This window comes from Bdellovibrio sp. HCB-162 (assembly GCF_047344985.1).
Classification (GTDB): domain Bacteria; phylum Bdellovibrionota; class Bdellovibrionia; order Bdellovibrionales; family Bdellovibrionaceae; genus Bdellovibrio.
On the sequence record NZ_CP178861.1, the window covers coordinates 1476852 to 1492450 of the forward strand.

The 15599-nt window shown below is 45.0% G+C and carries 14 protein-coding genes; 2 read left to right on the forward strand and 12 right to left on the reverse strand.

Annotated features, from left to right (window positions below):
- Positions 1-106 precede the first annotated feature (106 nt).
- Complete coding sequence (locus ACLSSO_RS07210) at positions 107-2323, forward strand: RelA/SpoT family protein (RefSeq protein WP_413944509.1); 2217 nt, start codon at positions 107-109, stop codon at positions 2321-2323.
- Positions 2310-4922, forward strand: a complete 2613-nt coding sequence (locus tag ACLSSO_RS07215) for an ATP-binding protein (protein ID WP_295904253.1) — start codon at positions 2310-2312, stop codon at positions 4920-4922. Before ACLSSO_RS07210 ends, ACLSSO_RS07215 begins: the two co-directional genes overlap by 14 nt.
- Here ACLSSO_RS07215 and ACLSSO_RS07220 read toward each other — a convergent pair.
- The 12 genes from ACLSSO_RS07220 to gspF form a co-directional block, all read right to left on the reverse strand.
- Positions 4894-5811 carry a hypothetical protein gene (locus ACLSSO_RS07220; RefSeq protein WP_295904254.1) on the reverse strand — a complete coding sequence of 306 codons (918 nt, stop codon included), beginning with the start codon at positions 5809-5811 and terminating at the stop codon, positions 4894-4896. The genes ACLSSO_RS07215 and ACLSSO_RS07220 overlap by 29 nt on opposite strands.
- A gap of 9 nt (positions 5812-5820) precedes the next feature.
- Complete coding sequence (locus ACLSSO_RS07225; protein ID WP_295904255.1) at positions 5821-6216, reverse strand: hypothetical protein; 396 nt, start codon at positions 6214-6216, stop codon at positions 5821-5823.
- 139 nt (positions 6217-6355) lie between these two features.
- The gene (locus ACLSSO_RS07230) at positions 6356-6793 is read right to left on the reverse strand and encodes a single-stranded DNA-binding protein (protein ID WP_295904256.1); all 438 of its coding nucleotides are present in this window, start codon (positions 6791-6793) and stop codon (positions 6356-6358) included.
- Positions 6794-6955: 162 nt separating this feature from the next.
- The gene (gene gspN, locus ACLSSO_RS07235; protein WP_413944510.1) at positions 6956-7921 is read right to left on the reverse strand and encodes a type II secretion system protein GspN; all 966 of its coding nucleotides are present in this window, start codon (positions 7919-7921) and stop codon (positions 6956-6958) included.
- 2 nt (positions 7922-7923) lie between these two features.
- Positions 7924-8604 carry a hypothetical protein gene (locus ACLSSO_RS07240; RefSeq protein ID WP_295904259.1) on the reverse strand — a complete coding sequence of 227 codons (681 nt, stop codon included), beginning with the start codon at positions 8602-8604 and terminating at the stop codon, positions 7924-7926.
- The gene (gene pilM / locus ACLSSO_RS07245) at positions 8601-10268 is read right to left on the reverse strand and encodes a pilus assembly protein PilM (RefSeq protein WP_295904261.1); all 1668 of its coding nucleotides are present in this window, start codon (positions 10266-10268) and stop codon (positions 8601-8603) included. The genes ACLSSO_RS07240 and pilM overlap by 4 nt, the downstream gene beginning before the upstream one ends.
- Positions 10269-10615: 347 nt before the next feature.
- Entirely contained in the window at positions 10616-11893 is a 1278-nt protein-coding gene (locus ACLSSO_RS07250; RefSeq protein ID WP_413944511.1) for a general secretion pathway protein GspK, read from the reverse strand.
- Positions 11844-12689: a type II secretion system protein GspJ gene (locus tag ACLSSO_RS07255; protein WP_295904265.1), complete on the reverse strand. Its 846-nt coding sequence runs from the start codon at positions 12687-12689 to the stop codon at positions 11844-11846. The genes ACLSSO_RS07250 and ACLSSO_RS07255 overlap by 50 nt, the downstream gene beginning before the upstream one ends.
- Positions 12689-13192: a type II secretion system protein gene (locus ACLSSO_RS07260; RefSeq protein WP_295904267.1), complete on the reverse strand. Its 504-nt coding sequence runs from the start codon at positions 13190-13192 to the stop codon at positions 12689-12691. The genes ACLSSO_RS07255 and ACLSSO_RS07260 overlap by 1 nt, the downstream gene beginning before the upstream one ends.
- A complete protein-coding gene (locus ACLSSO_RS07265; protein WP_295904273.1) occupies positions 13189-13776 on the reverse strand; it encodes a Tfp pilus assembly protein FimT/FimU in 588 nt (195 codons plus the stop codon). Before ACLSSO_RS07265 ends, ACLSSO_RS07260 begins: the two co-directional genes overlap by 4 nt.
- 7 nt (positions 13777-13783) lie before the next feature.
- Positions 13784-14203: a type II secretion system major pseudopilin GspG gene (gspG, locus tag ACLSSO_RS07270; RefSeq protein ID WP_295904269.1), complete on the reverse strand. Its 420-nt coding sequence runs from the start codon at positions 14201-14203 to the stop codon at positions 13784-13786.
- 173 nt (positions 14204-14376) lie between these two features.
- Positions 14377-15594 carry a type II secretion system inner membrane protein GspF gene (gene gspF, locus ACLSSO_RS07275; RefSeq protein WP_340591120.1) on the reverse strand — a complete coding sequence of 406 codons (1218 nt, stop codon included), beginning with the start codon at positions 15592-15594 and terminating at the stop codon, positions 14377-14379.
- Positions 15595-15599: the final 5 nt, after the last annotated feature.

Consider the following 15599-nt stretch of genomic DNA (forward strand, 5'->3'; position numbering starts at 1 on the left):
AAAAGCCCTCGGCTTTCCCCATAAACGCTTAAAATAACTAATAAATCCAAGACCTTATTGAAAACTTAGTTGGACTCAGTGGTCTCCTCAGGTAAACTTATTTAATATGTTAGAAGTCCTGAAAGAGAGCGGAGTCAGTCAGAAGCCAGTAAAGACACTTGATGATCTTCTGTCACGCATTCGCAATTTCTATCCGAATGCTGATTTAAAAATCATCGAGAAGGCCTACTACTTTTCTGAGAAAGCTCACGAAGGACAAATTCGTCGCAGTGGTGAGCCTTACATTTCTCATCCACTTTCTGTCGCCGCGATTTTAGCGGATCTTCATCTTGATCTCGATACGATTGCCACAGGACTTTTGCACGACACTGTCGAAGACACGGCCGCAACACTTGAGGATATTCGTCGCGAGTTCGGTGATGTGATCGCGCATCTCGTAGATGGTGTTACAAAAATCGGTCAGATGAAATTTAAAAACAGTCACGAAAAACAAGGCGAAAATATTCGCAAGATGATCGTGGCGATGGGTAAAGACGTGCGTGTCGTTCTTGTGAAATTGGCGGACCGTCTTCACAATATGCGCACTTTGAATTTCATGCCGTTTGAAAAACAAGAGCGCATTGCTCTTGAGACTTTGGAAATCTACTGTCCTCTTGCGGGACGTATGGGTATCAGTTCTTTGAAAATTGAACTTGAAGACCTGTGCTTCCGTTACTATCGCCCGGACATGTACTACGAACTTGTTCAGCACATCAAAAAAACAGAGTCTGAACAAAACCGTTATATCGAAGACGTCAAACACATGCTCTCTAAGGAGCTGAACAAAGCGGGCTTTAAATACGAAGTCTACGGCCGTTCAAAACACTTGTGGTCGATCTATAGAAAAATGCAATCACGTAACATCGAGTACGATCAAGTCTATGACGTGCTGGCGTTCCGTGTCCTCGTAGATAACGTGGCAGAGTGTTACGCGGTTCTTGGACTTGTGCACTCGTTGTGGAAGCCAATTCCTGGCCGCTTCAAAGATTTCATCGCGATGCCGAAGGCCAATAACTATCAATCACTGCATACAACAGTGATGGGCCCAGGCGGGGAGCGCATTGAAATTCAGATCCGTACTCAAGAAATGCATCTGGTGGCAGAGCGCGGTATCGCGGCTCACTGGAAGTATAAAGAGCGTGGTAAGATGGTCGATGACTCGGATTTCCAACAAGCCAACTGGCTTCGTGATCTCGTGACATGGCACCAGCAAGTGCGCAGTCCCGATGAGTTTTTGGATACAGTAAAGACCGATCTTTTTGAGACAGAGATTTACGTTTTCACTCCGACAGGGGACGTTCGTGAGTTTCCAGAGGGCGCAACGCCTGTGGATTTTGCGTATGCAGTCCATACGGAATTAGGAAATCAAATTGTCGGCGCCCGCGTGAACGGCAAAATGGTGCCGTTAAAGTATCAACTGCAAAATGGGGATACTGTTGAAGTCATCACTTCGAAAACACAAGTGCCATCAAAAGATTGGCTCAAGTTCGTTGTAACGAATAAAGCCAAAGCGAAAATCCGCGCCTTTGTCAAAGAAGAGCAACGCCGTCGTGCGATTCTTCTGGGTAAAGAACTTGTCGAAAAAGAATTCCGTAAATTCGGAATGGCGGCGGTGAAGTATCTTAAAGGACCGGCGTTTGATCAGTATCTGAAAGATCACGGTCTTGCGGATTTAGATGAATTGTACGTGACGGTCGGTTACGGAAAACTTGAAACGCGCATTCTTGTTGAAAGATTGACTCCAGAGAATATCGCTAAAGAAGCTGCGAAAAACGATGACACTTCTTTCATGGAAAGAGTCATGCGTGCGGCGACTCAAAAGACTCGAAAAACGAATTCGTTGATCAGTGTCGACGGCATGGATGACGTTTTGGTTCACTATGCAAAATGCTGTCATCCGATTCCAGGAGACCCTATTGTTGGCTTTATCAGCCGCGGTCGCGGTATTACCATTCACCGTAGCGATTGTCGTAAGGCTTTTGAATTCGACCAACTTCGTAAAGTCGATGTGAACTGGAACGTGAAACAAGCGGGCGAAGGCCAAGAGCGCGTTGTCCGTTTGAAAATTATTTCTCAGGACGTTCCGGGATTATTAAAATTAATGTCAGAGGCCTTTGCGCAGCAGGGAATTAATATTCAATCTGCACAAATCCGTACGACAAAAGATAAAAAAGCCATCTGTCACTTTGAAGTCAGTGTGAAAGATGCGAGCCAATTAAACCAAGCGATCTATGAGATTCAAAAAATCAAAGGTATCATTGGTGTGACTCGTGTCATCCACTAAGATCTCCAAAAATTCCCATTTCGTTTTAGCCTTTGCCGTTCTTGGTGTTGCGATGACGGTCATGATCGGATGGATCTTAAGAAGTCCAGAGATCATCCAGCTCAGTCCTTCCATGGCGCCAATGGTGTTTAATACCGCGTTTTCGTTTGCTGCATTGGCAGTGGGATTTTTATTCTCAGAGTTCAAGTCACCGTTTGTGTCTAGAATGATGTCGCTCATCGTGATTTTTATTTCTGTCCTGACCTTGGCGCAATATTTTTTCGGAGTGAACATTGGCATCGACAGGCTTTTCATCGAACCGTTTTACGGGGTCGGCGTTGTGGTGCCAGGGCGCATGTCCATTAGTGCTTCCAGCTGTTTTTTGATATTAGCTCTTTTGTTTTTCTTTCGTCGTCCCGGATATTCTTATCAGATGGCTTGTGTTTCGATATCAACTTTGGTCATCGGCTTTTCTGTTTTTGGTATTGCCGGATACGCTCTGGGATTTAGCGCAGAATATGGGTGGGGAAGCTTCTCCCGTATGGCCTTGCATACAAGCATCTGTTTTATTTTGCTTTCATTGGCGGCCTTGTGGCAGTTGCGTTTGCGAGTTCGTGAGTACTCAGTCCGTCGCAGCGCCTTGATTCCGTTTTATGTGGTGATGGTGGGAATTCTTACCTCGATGCTGATTTGGCAGCTTTTGGTTCTGCGTGATCAGGAGCGCAACAAGCGCGTTATTCAAATTCGTGGTGAAAGCCTGAAAGCAAGCTTAGATAACGTCTTTTTACCTTTAGAAAAATCTTTAGAACACATGTCCCGGCGTTTCTCTTCAGGAGCTTACAACGACTACAAAATGTGGCTGGTGGATGCTTCAAGTTACTTTGAAGAATTTGATGGATTAAAGCGCCTGGTATGGGCGGATCCGAACGATATCATTCGTTGGGTTTATCCCATGGCCAATGGGGGTGACCGTGTTATTAACACAGGCGTGGATAATCGCGAATTGCGCGAGCATCTTAAAAAAGCCACCTCGGAACATCAGGCCATTCTTTCTCGCATTTTTGAATTAAAAACCGGCGGCCGAGGCTTTATTCTCATCGTGCCCGTTTTTAAAAATGAAAAATATTATGGCTCTGTTTCTGCTGCCTTGATGGCGGAACCTTTTTTCTCTCGGGTTATTCAAGTCGACGGTTATGACCTGTCAATTCTTGAAGACGGGAAAGAAATTTATAGCAAGGGAACACCCGATCCGGTTTTTGCTCGCGACTGGAAAACGGAAACCAGATACTCCACGCTGGGAGCCAGCTGGGATATTATTCTTGTGCCCACGGCGACGACAGTTCGCGAAAACACCTCGGCTCTTCCAGGAGTCGTTTTGCTCTTTGGCGTCAGCGTTTCCATCCTGTTGGGCTTGGCTCTTAATTTTTACAATCGTTCTCGAGACTCAGAAAAAATCGCCAAAGAATCTTTTGAACTCAAACAAGCCAGTATGAATGCGGTGCCATTGATGATGATTTCAATGGATACGAACACCACCATTCGAGAAATGAATGCCACCGCCGAAAGAATTTTAGAATATTCTTCGGAGGAAGTTGCCGGAAAAACTACGCCGGTTATTTTTCATGACGCGAATGAAGTTCGTGATGTGCAAGACAAGATTGAAAAAGAACTCGGACGTCCCGTAACTTTGGGGGCTGATTACCTTCAGGCGTTTTTTGCCTTGGGATATAACAAAGCCTCTGAATGGACGATGATTTCTAAATCAGGGAAGCGCTATTCAGTTGTGATTTCGACCAGCGAAATTCGTGATGAAAATGGGGAAGTGACGGGATATCTGGAAGTTTTAGAGGACGTTACTCAGCAAAAAGAAAAAGAGCGCGTTCTTAAAGAACAAGAGCTGAAAATCTTAGCCTCTTCGCGTTTGGCTTCTCTGGGGGAAATGGCAGCGGGAATTGCGCATGAGATTAATAATCCTTTGGCGATCATTGGGGGGCACGTCGGCGTGTTAAGAAAACTCTTAGCGCAAAAGGGTCTTGCTGAAGAAACAGATTTAAACAAGAAAGTCGATTCTATCGAACACGTGGTTCACCGTATTGCAAAAATCATTCGTGGCTTACGCAGTTATGCGCGTGAGTCGGATCTCAGCAGTGATGAAAGCGTAAAAGTGGAAACACTGATCGAAGACACGATGGCGTTTTGTCACGAGAGATTCCGCTCCGAAGGGGTTGAGATTGTGATCTCCATGGAACCCAATTTGGTTGTTTATGGGCGTCCGTATCAGATCTCGCAGGTTTTATTAAATCTTCTCAACAACGCTTTGGATGCGGTCTCTACCGCCAAACTTAAAAAAGTCACAGTGGATGCGCAACGAAGCGGTGAGGGTGTTGAGCTCAGCGTGGCCGACACCGGTCCCGGAGTTCCTTATCACTTGCGCAATAAAATCATGGAACCTTTTTTCACAACGAAAGAAGTTGGAAAAGGCGTCGGCTTGGGATTAAGTATTTCTCAAGGAATTATTCAGTCACACAATGGGAAATTTTATTTGGATGAAAGCTCTGCGAAAACCAGATTTGTGATTTGGTTGCCTCAGCCTAAAGATTCCAAGCCCATCCACCCTTAATCAAAATCATATTCGCCTTCACCGTGTCTGAAGCGGGGAAGAGATTGTATTCAATGCTGACAGGGATGTAGTTCTTGCGACTCATTTGAATGTCAGTGCCAAGAGCAAATGTGAAAACCTGATTGGTAGAAATCTGCGATTCGTTTAATGCTGTGCTAGATTTAGAAACGGCGAGCATGTATCCCATGCCTCCACCGACCCATCCACGATATTTTCCCTGGATCGGATACCACTTAAGAAGTCCATACAATGACAGGTAGTTGATTTTTGCGTCACAGCTTGTTGAGCCCGAGCAGGCCGCCTCTGAGGCGTTTCCTGAAACATTGAATTGTTCAATGGCAGCAGAACCTCGTCCCACTAAAGCTTGTCCAAAAGCGTAGTCATAAAAACCACCCACGCCAAAGCCAGAGCCACTCATACTGGTTGAAGTTTTATGGCTGATGCCAAAGCCATCTTTGTAGCTCACGTCCGCGTTCATGGAATTCATGATGTAACTGCCGGTAATCCCGTAAGAATCTTTCACCACGCGCAAATAACTCATGTCATTGCGAGAAACGGGTGCCGACTCTTCTTCCGAAGTTTCGCTCGCTGGAACATCGGCGCTCATTTTCGAAGCGGCTTTGGCTTGCAGAGCATAACCTTGAGCTGCGCGTCCTTTAAGGATTTCTCCCAGAGCTTTGGAACCTTTGACTTGTTTGATACGAATGATCGCCGTTTTTTTATTGTTCGCAGGATTGAGCAAATAAAATTCGTCACCTTCGGAAGTGGTGTCGCCTTCAAGATTGATCAGAACTTTTTGTCCTTTAACGGCAGAAACAGAAGCTGAGTAAGCAGCAGAAGTCCAAAACATAAAGAGGCAGGCAACGAAGATGTGAGTTCTCAAGATCACTTGTTTTTCCTATTCAAGAGTCATCATGTTGTTTTCAAGTTCTCGAATGAATTGGTCCTTATAAAGATTCCAAACCATGTCATTGGCAAATTCATAGACGCAAGCTTGAGTTGCAGTCTCTGTTTTTTGCAAAGCCTTTACCTCAACACGTTGATTACGGTGAGTGCGCCAAACTTCTAAATCTGGTTCTGAAACAACAAGTTCATAGGTGTGAGAAGGGAATTCTTCATTGAACCAGGTCTCGAGGCGGCCTTCTTTTTTGCAGCTTTTAAGTTGAAATGCGGTCGCAGCGGCAGAGATCTTGCCAGGAGCTTCGGATTCAAATTGCTTACGACCTTCCGAGCGGTAGACGGTGCAACCACTTAAAAAAAGGACTGAAACTGTGGAGAGCAATAACCACTTCATAGCCCTTTAATTATAGAAGAGGCTGGACTAAATAAGAATAAATAAAAAGCCCCGATGGGTTAAATCGGGGCTTAAGCACGGCTTTGTTCCTTATGGATAAAGCTGTATTTTTTGTCGAACTTAATGACGAGAGTTCAGTCTAAAACGGGATCTCATCGTTAGAGTTGAAGCTAGGTTCTGGACCGAAATCTTGGAAGTTGAAGTCGTCGTTACCTGCAGATGAAGAACGGCTTGAACCAGCTTCTGCACCAGCGGCACCCAAGAATTGAACTGTGCTTGCTACGATTTCAGTCGTGTAGCGTTTTTGACCTTGTTGGTCTTCCCACTGACGTGTTTGAAGTTTACCTTCAACGTAAACTTGACGACCTTTTGCAAGGTGCTTACCGCAGATCTCTGCAAGTTTGCCCCACACAGTTACACGGTGCCATTCTGTTTTTTCTTGGCGTTGACCGTCTTTAACCCAAGTTTCGCTTGTTGCGATGTTAAGACGAGCTACAGTGCTGCCGCTACCGATAGCTTTCACTTCTGGATCAGCGCCCAAACGACCTACTAGAATGACTTTATTTACACCTGACATATTCCCTCCAAATTAAACCATTTGGTTTTTGTTCTCTTTATGATCGAAGTCAATAATGGACTTCAGACCGCATTTTTATTGTGGAATGGGATGAGCAATATTTAGGCAGACCCCTTCTCAGTTTAAATTAGAAGGGGTTCCATAGGGGAGACTAAAACCGGACTAACGCGCAGCCCCGATGCTCGGCGGCATCATAGGATTTGTTGCTGAAACTTTGAACTTATACTGAGCGCCTTCACTGGTGGGTGTTTTATAGCCATCAATAAAGGAGAGGAATAAAGCCGCGCGATCTTGGAAGCTCTTACGAGCTTTCAAATCGATCTCAAAGTTATAAGCGCCAATCTGCTGACCAAAAGAACCGCCACGGTTGACGATCGTAAGACCAATGTTGCCTTTGATCGTACCATAAAGCTCATCGCCCGGTTTTCCAATGGTTCCACTTTCAATCACAAAACGGCCGGCTGCCAAACGGCCTTTCAATTCCACCGTACTCAACTTTAAATCCGGCAATGTCAAAGGACCCATCGGTGTGTTGACATTCGACGGAGGCAATTCGAATTTACTGATCGACATGTCGACTTCCACTTCAGGTTGTTCCTGAAATGAAAGATCGGCTAGCGCTGTCGTTTCCAAATTCAACTGACCTTTTAACAAAACAGGCAAATTCGCAAGCTCACGCAAATCATGCAAAGAAACTTTCTTCGCTGTGAGTTCAATGCGATGTCTTTCAACGCCATTCTCAGTGCGTGTGCCTTTGCCCACGTGAAGATCCACGTCGCCTTTTAAAAGACCCTTCGCAGAGACATGACCATAGGGTTTTTGCGCAATAAGGCCTGACACAGACGGAGTAATCACAAGTTCCTGCGCTGAAAGAGCAGGGGTGCGAATGGATTCAATATACACTTGATCCATTTGTACGCCGGGCTGCGGGAACAAGCTCATCTTCAATCTTTCAAACTGCAAATAAACTGAGTTGTTTGAAAGCTTGGACACTTGGGAAGAAATCAAATCACTTAAATCATCAAATGGAAAAAGAACGAATAAGAAAACCAAGACGGAAACAACCATCACGAAGATCTTGCCTTTGCCTTGACGAATAAGCTGAATCAGCGAGCGCAATTGTTCCATTTTTATTCGCCTCCAGAATTGTTACGATTCTTTTTCCCGCGGGGAGCAGGAACTTCTGGAGGAGGTTCCGGAGCTGCCGGAACAGCGAGAGCCACCAATTTGTAAACGACATCAAAGTAACGAGCATCTTCACGATTGGCTGTCATCACCATGTCTTTTAATTTCACACTGGGATTGATCGTTTGAAATTGATAACCCAAATCCAAAACCTGACGCAGATTGAGCTTTGCAAGGCTCACTTGCAAAAGTCCTTCTGTCAGATTTTTAGGAATCACTTTGGAGTTGTTATCAGCGACTTCCGTTCCCTTGATTTGTTCCGGCAAAAGATTCGCGTTTTTAATCTGATTTTCAACGCTGGAACGAATCATGTCCATGCTCGGGGCTTGCGGGATTTGCGGAATGTCTGAAGATTCGCGGCTGACTTTAAGAAGCTCGCGAATTGTCATGCGCTTTCCTTCAAATTCTCCTACGTATTCTTGAGATTGTGAATAGTAACGGTAGGGAATCGAAAGAATCACAAAAGCAATCAAAGCAGCCCCGCCCACCAGCGTGACCTTCTGCATGGAGGGTGACATGTTTTCATAGCGGTCGCGCAGCTGATTGTAAGTACCGCTTTCTTGAATACGTTCCCAAGTGACGCGGGCATCAGAAACTAATTTGTCTTTTAAATCATCTAAATTCATCTTGTCACCTTTTGGATACCGCGATCGACGTTAAAGCTGAAAGAGAAAGCTGTTTTTCCAGGAAGAGCTCCCAATGTGGATCTTTGCGTCTTCACTTGGCCATCGGTTGTGATATTCGTGAGAGACTGTTGCAAGAGTGACATCTCTTGCGGAGAGCTAACATATCCTTGCATTGTCACTTGCGTGTCTTCGACTTGCAGTTGATGCACATCCAAAGTCACCGAATTTTTCGGAGGAGTCGCGTCGTTGATTTTTTTCACGATATCCAGAGCGGAGTTCATTGTTGCAACACTCGCCAATGTTTTCAGATCGGCTGCGCGCTTTTTGTTTTCACGAATGTATTTGCGAATACCACTTTCAGAAGCGTTTTTGCCTTTAAGACCCGCAACGGCTTTCGCCTGGTCTTTCAAAACTTCCTGAGTGCGATCCGCAAGGCTTAAAGAAAAGCTTTCGCGCAGAGATGTGTAAACGAAAAGAACAAGAAGAGCCGCTGTCGCGATCTTGAAAGTGTGGCCCCATTTTTCCCAGAACATTTTCATCTGGTGATTTTCTTTTGCAAACTCACCACGAAGGAAATTGATCGGAGGATTGCGCGGCTTTTTAAAGCCTTCAATCGCAAGACCTAATGCCACACCGGCTTTAGCGCCATTTTGCACGGAACGTTCAAAAAGAACATTCGGAACCAAATCCAAGGAAGAAGCGCGGTTTACGGGAACTTCCAAAATCTGAGTCAAGAAAGGACCCAAGTTTTGAATTTGTGAAACACCGCCATTCAGATTGATCATGTCAATCTGCGCATTGAATTCACTTTTCAGTTCCAAAATAGAAAGCTGAAGATCACGAGCCATCTCACGAACACTTTTGGCAATCGTGTCCGAGAAAGTCACTTGGTCAAACGTAGCCCCTTGTTTATTTATCAAAATAAAGGCTTTTGTTTGCAGCTCTTTCATCGCTTCTAAAAACGGGATTTCATATTTTTTAGAAATTGCTTCGGCGATATTTTTTCCGCCCCACAAAACAGAGCGCACCGCGATCAAAGAGTTTCCTTCAAAAGCACTCACCAACGTGCGCGTGTGACCCATGTTTAAAACCAATTGCACGTGACGAACAGGTTTGGCCTCTTCGTCAATCGGAATGGCTGGAGGAAGTTGAGCAGGGGGAGCTTCGTTCCACTTTTCAAAAACGTTGGCAAAGGCAGTGCCTTCAGCAGAAATCAAAAAGGGATCGATACCTGCATCTTGAGCTCTTTGAATGCAGTTTTGCACGTGAACTTTCGGGGCCGCACAAGCTAAGACTTCAGCGCCGCCACCCACAGTGCGAATGATTTTCGCATCAAAGATCGCATTGTCAGAAGAAAACGGAATGTCTTCTTCCAATTCAAAAGCCAAGCTCTTAGAAATTTTAATGCGATCATTGAAAGGGAAGAACTTATTTCGAATGGCCACACGGTCTTGACGAAGACCCATGATAAAACGTGTTTGATTGGGATCGTAATGACTGATGAAACTGCGGAGGAATTCAATGATTTCAAGTTCTTGGTCAGCACCCAATGCGATGTTGAGCGGATGCTCAACGAATTGAGTCACTTGAAAACCCTTCGAAGTGTTTTGCACTTCGACAATCTTGATGCTGCTAGAACCTATGTCTATGCCGAGTGATTTCACCGCTATGCTCCTCCATGAACACGCTTTTAGTCTAAAGTTTACGCGACGTTGGCTGGTAAGTATAGTTTAAATTACCGCTACGCCTTCCGGGCTCGGTCGGTGCCGAGGCTGCGCCTCGGTTCGCGCCGTCGTGGCGCCACCGAAGGGCGGTAATTTAAACTATACTTACCAGCCAATCGGTAAAAGACCTCAGCGTGGGGCCTTCTGCGAAAGCTTTGAAGAAGAAGAATGAAAAACACTTTTCTTTCCCAGCCACGATGGCCGGGAAACAGCGGACTCATGGATGGTGGAAGATCGCAAAACTGTTTCTGCTGAATGAAAAATGAGTTAGTAAGCTAAACCAAAGTCTAGCGCTCATTCCAATAGACAATTCTTGGTGGGCCTTTAGGGATTTTGTCTTTTTGGGCTTGTTGGTTTTTTTGGTTTTGATCTGTGTTGCCGCCAGAACCGCCGTTTCCATTTCCGTTGCCACCAGTTTGGGCTTTCTTTTCGTCATCGACGAACTTTTTGGTTTTCGAGGCGGATTTATTCAAATCCATCACAATCGCTGTAATTTCCCTCGTGGCGCCAGCGAATTCTCCCGTGCTTTTGATTTTGAAATTCATGACAGTGTCGCAGGTTAATGGAATGTCTTTGGGATCTCCCATCAGGCGCACTCTTGTGTTTTGTTGAACGAAGTTCCAGAAGTCGGCGCTGCCGCCGTCTTTGTCGCATTTAAAAGGGCCGCCTTCGGATTCGGTTTCTCTTCTTTTGATGATGGCTGTGACGGCTTCTTCGGTCATTCCTGGGTCTAAGGATTTTAGGACGTCTTTGGTTGCTAGATTGGGATTGATTCCCTTCATTCCGTAGATGGTGACTCTGGGTTCTAGCAAGTTGTAGAAGTCATCTGTCATTCCTGGAATCATGTGCAACTCGGCTAGTGTCCTAAAACCGCGATTGGGTGGATAGTAATCAGTTTGTGACAGTTGATTCAGTTCACCGTATTTGGCTCTTTTGTCGCCGCCGTTCAGAGACGTTGCTTTTGGAGTCATCCAATCAGCGATGTTGTTGACCAATTCGTCGAAGCGGGTGTTGCTGTAGTCTCTGGCGAATTGTTCGTCTTCTTGTTTTTTCTGTTCAAAAATATTGAGCAATTGTTTTTTTGTCGACTCTTGCAAAGATTTTGACGGGGAGTTGAGGTCGTTTAAATCAATTTTTGAGCCTTCGTCTTCGATCGTTGCAATGTAGCTTGCATCCATGGAGGATTCTTTAAAGATTTTTTTGAAATTATCTTTATCAACGGCACTGAGTTCATCTGGAATTGGCAAAGGCCATGCAAAGGGGAACTTCCAAATTTGATCTAGCAAAGGGCTGTTACCCAATTGTGCACCGAATTTGTCTTGAGCTTGTTGATAGATTTTAATGCGCAGAAGGCTTAACTGCATTCCAGATTTTGCAGCGTAGTACGCTTTCACACGATTAAGACCTTGCGAGTTTACTAGGTACTCAACATTGGAATCGTAAGAAACTTCCATCGCGAAATACATGATAAGCATGATCGCTGCGATCGCGATCATGAGGGCCACTCCGCGATTATTACTGATCGGCTGGTGGAGTTTGCGGCCAAGAGCTTTGATTTTGCGCATTTGCACCCTCCTCAGGATTGTTAGGGAAGTGGATCGGGACGATCACTTGCATTGAATATTTTTTGCTTCTGTCTTTTACTTTCTTTTCTACTGTCAAAGAAACTTCTACGGCCTGTGGGAATTTTCCTTTTGTGGCGCCATCGCCACCAGCGTCTGTGCGCCAGTCGCCGACCCAGTCTTGTTTTCCTTTACCACGGTAGCGAAGTTTAAATTCCGAGACATTTTCTAGAAGAACGATTTCGTCTCCGCCTTTTGTAACATCTAAATCGACGTAAGGGGAGCTTCTGCGCCACAAGCATTTTGACGACGCTTTATCGTCGCGCAGGTTTTTACAATCTTTCAGTGAGTATCCCACTTCGATAAAATCAGCTTGTTGAACATTGCGTACGGTGCGTGCGTTGTTCATTGTCACAAAGCTTAGAGTATCACTTGCACCAACAAAGTGTGTTTCAGGATCTCTGCGCGGAACTTCTCGGCGATTTGCAGGATCGTTAGGGTTTTCAGGAATTGGTCCCGCTGGTGGTTGCCCTGGTTGAGTTGGAGGAGCATTTTTCTTTTTAAGAATTTGCTCCAACTCTTTTTCAATATCGCGATAGTGATAAGCTAAATTAATATCACGCTCGATAAGGCGCATGGCATCTCTCATGCGAGACACATCGTCGATTTGGTCTTGCAACTTAACTTTGGCTTTGATCGCCTGACTGATGGCTTGCGCCGTCAGAACCGTCAACGTTCCCAAAATTGAGATCGTGATCATCAGTTCAATCATAGTAAAGCCAAGGCGATTTCGTTTCACTATTGCGCCCCCGGCATCGCTGGAAGTTGAATCTCTTTATCGTAGTCGACAAAATATTGAGTGGCAGAGAACTGCAAAGGTTTTTTACCGCCTTTATAGATCACGCTCACTTTGACTTCTTTGACGGATTTTCCTAAATGCTCCGCCAAAGTTTTCATCACGGTTAAAGTCATTTCATCAGCGCCGCCAGATTGTGCGGTGAGGGTCGCGGAAAAATCGGGAACTTCAAATTCTTTGGTTTCCATTTTCCAAGAATATTGAGGATACTCGGAACCGAAGTCGTCTTCTTTTTCTTCAGGAATTGAATCAAGAGGTTTGCCGGCGTATTCCATTTCGATCTCCACCATTTTTCTTTCTAAGAGGGCAGAGACTTCCGTGGAGAGTTGCGTCTTACGGAGGCGCATAAAGCTTCCGCTCCAGGAGTTCGACAAAAGTAGAAGTCCCGAAGCAAGGATGACCACTGCCATGATGGTCTCGATCAATGTGAATCCGTTTTTTTTCACCTTTGAACATCCTTTAACGAAGAAGCTTTTTCTATTATATCAGCTTGACCCGTTAAAGGATTAAAAACAAGCGTCCAAGTTAAATTATTTCCGTTCGTGATTTGCACAGCAGCGGCTTCAACAAAGCCTTCTGGGAAAAAATGGACGTAGGCAATACCTGAAGTTAAAGGAGCTTTCATATTGGCGGTTTCCACCGAACCAAAACGAAGTCCACCAGGCAAAGTCTGTTCTTTTTTTGTGATAGATTTATCGATTTGAAAAAGAGGCGGTGGCGCATCTTCTTTTTTTTCTGATTCTTTTTCTTTCGCTTTTTCGTAAGCCTCAGGATCGACGGGTTGCGGTCCGTTGGCCCTTTCCACCCAGTATTGTCCGTCTTGGGAATCCAAATCGATCACAAGGCGGTAAGTGGAGTTTGTAAGACGGGCTTTGTTTCGGACATCCTTGCTAAGCACGATAAAGTGCCTAGCAACAGATTTGATATTCGTATTTGATTTAAAAATACGGGGCATTCCCACAAGAAGAACGGCCCCCAGAATTGCGAGAACGATCATCACCTCAATAAGAGTAAATCCCTTACGAGACATCACGCTCCTACTTGCCGCTATCTAGATCTTCTAGAGAGATATCTTTAGAGTAACCGTCGCCACCTTCGCGACCGTCTTTACCCAAAGACTTCAAAGAGAATTCACTGCCTTCAAGTTCGTACACAAAATCGTGACCGAATTGGTCTTTGAAACCTTTAGTGTAGTAAGGTTCAGGGCCCCAGTTTGAGCAGTTTGGATCTGGCTTCGCAAGACCTTCCAAAGTTTGAGGATATTTACCGCAATCTGTGTAGTACATAGAAAGCGCTTGAACGATTTGAGTCATTTTAATGCGAGTTTCTTTGACTTTGGATTTATCCAATTGACCAGTCAGACTTGGCAAGAGGAGGGCAACGATACTACCGATGATAGCAAGGACGATCATGATTTCAATCAGGGTCATACCTTTGCGATTCTTAAGAAGAGACATACATACTCCTTGTTAACAGATGTTGAGAATAGCAGAAGCCAGTACTCAGGTAAAGCATCGGTCGAATGTTTCTATGAAACGCGTTCAACTTGAGAACTCAAATTATTTACTCTTCGACCTTGGGCGGGTTAGAGGGATTTGTTGATGAATTGCTTTAAGTGCGCGGGCGCGCGCTAGCCCGCAATGTTTGCCATTTCGAACATCGGTACCATCACGGCCATCACGATCATACCAATTGCGAAACCCATCAGAACGATAACGACGGGGCCCATCAGACTTGTGAGACTTTCCAGCTTATTTTTAACCTGAAAATCATAGGCGTCAGAAACTTGTGAAAGCATGTTCTCAAGTTCACCGGTTTTTTCACCAATGTTCACCATGTGAATAACGATCGGCGGGAACTGACCGGATTTTTTTAAAGGACCCGCAATAGATTCCCCTTCAGAGATATTGCTGCGTGCTTCATCAATCGCCATCGCTAAAACGTGGTTGTTAACGATGTTTTTGACGATGTCCATAGCTGCAAGCATCGGAACACCACCATTCAGCAATGTCGCCAATGTACGAGTAAAGCGAGAAACCGCGACCATGCGAACAGTGGGGCCAACAATAGGGAGTTTGAGTGAAATCGCATCCCACTGGTTGCGTCCCGCAGGAGTATTCTTCCAGTTTCTGAAAAGCAAGATGACGATAAAAATACTTCCAAAAATCAAATACCAGTAATTCACCATAAACTGGCTGGCATCAATCAACATGACCGTGTACCAAGGAAGCTGCAAGTTCGGTGCAGATTCAAAGACCACAACCATTTTTGGAATCAAGAAAATGAAAAGGAAACTTAAAAGACCCATGGTCACGACAAGCATGATAATAGGATAAGTCATGGCACTGGAAACTTTCGCACGAAGATCTGCTTGCGCTTCGGTAAATTCCGCAAGACGCATTAAGATGACATCCAGACTTCCTGACATTTCACCGGCTTCCACCATCGAAATATAAATATTCGTGAAGATGTTTGGATATTTCGCCAATGCCTTATGAAGGGGAGAACCCTCATTCACCATATTCTTACAGTCCGCAATTGCCTCAGATAAAACAGGGTTTTCAACTTGTTCCGAGACTGCCGTCAAAGCATCGACCAAAGGAATATTAGCTTTGATCAAGGTCGCCAACTGACGAGTCATCAAGGCTAATTCTTTAACGCCGATTTTTTTCGTGGAACGGGGACCGCTTTTCTTCTTAGGGTCCACTTTTTTCTTATCGCGAATATCAACGACATAGACATTGTCTTTTTTGAGTTTAGCGCGAGCCGCACGCAAATTCTCAGAGTCGATGACTCCTTTTACGTTTTTTCCGTCTCGTGTGAGGCCCTTGTACTCAAAAATAGGCATGTTCG

Excerpts from the sequence above, each read along its gene's own strand:
- ACLSSO_RS07210 (WP_413944509.1), top strand. The coding sequence starts at position 107 with ATGTTAGAAGTCCTGAAAGAGAGCGGAGTCAGTCAGAAGCCAGTAAAG.
- ACLSSO_RS07225 (WP_295904255.1), bottom strand. The coding sequence starts at position 6,216 with ATGAAGTGGTTATTGCTCTCCACAGTTTCAGTCCTTTTTTTAAGTGGT.
- ACLSSO_RS07230 (WP_295904256.1), bottom strand. The coding sequence starts at position 6,793 with ATGTCAGGTGTAAATAAAGTCATTCTAGTAGGTCGTTTGGGCGCTGAT.
- gspN (WP_413944510.1), bottom strand. The coding sequence starts at position 7,921 with ATGGAACAATTGCGCTCGCTGATTCAGCTTATTCGTCAAGGCAAAGGC.
- ACLSSO_RS07240 (WP_295904259.1), bottom strand. The coding sequence starts at position 8,604 with ATGAATTTAGATGATTTAAAAGACAAATTAGTTTCTGATGCCCGCGTC.
- ACLSSO_RS07250 (WP_413944511.1), bottom strand. The coding sequence starts at position 11,893 with ATGCGCAAAATCAAAGCTCTTGGCCGCAAACTCCACCAGCCGATCAGT.
- ACLSSO_RS07265 (WP_295904273.1), bottom strand. The coding sequence starts at position 13,776 with ATGTCTCGTAAGGGATTTACTCTTATTGAGGTGATGATCGTTCTCGCA.
- gspG (WP_295904269.1), bottom strand. The coding sequence starts at position 14,203 with ATGTCTCTTCTTAAGAATCGCAAAGGTATGACCCTGATTGAAATCATG.
- gspF (WP_340591120.1), bottom strand. The coding sequence starts at position 15,594 with ATGCCTATTTTTGAGTACAAGGGCCTCACACGAGACGGAAAAAACGTA.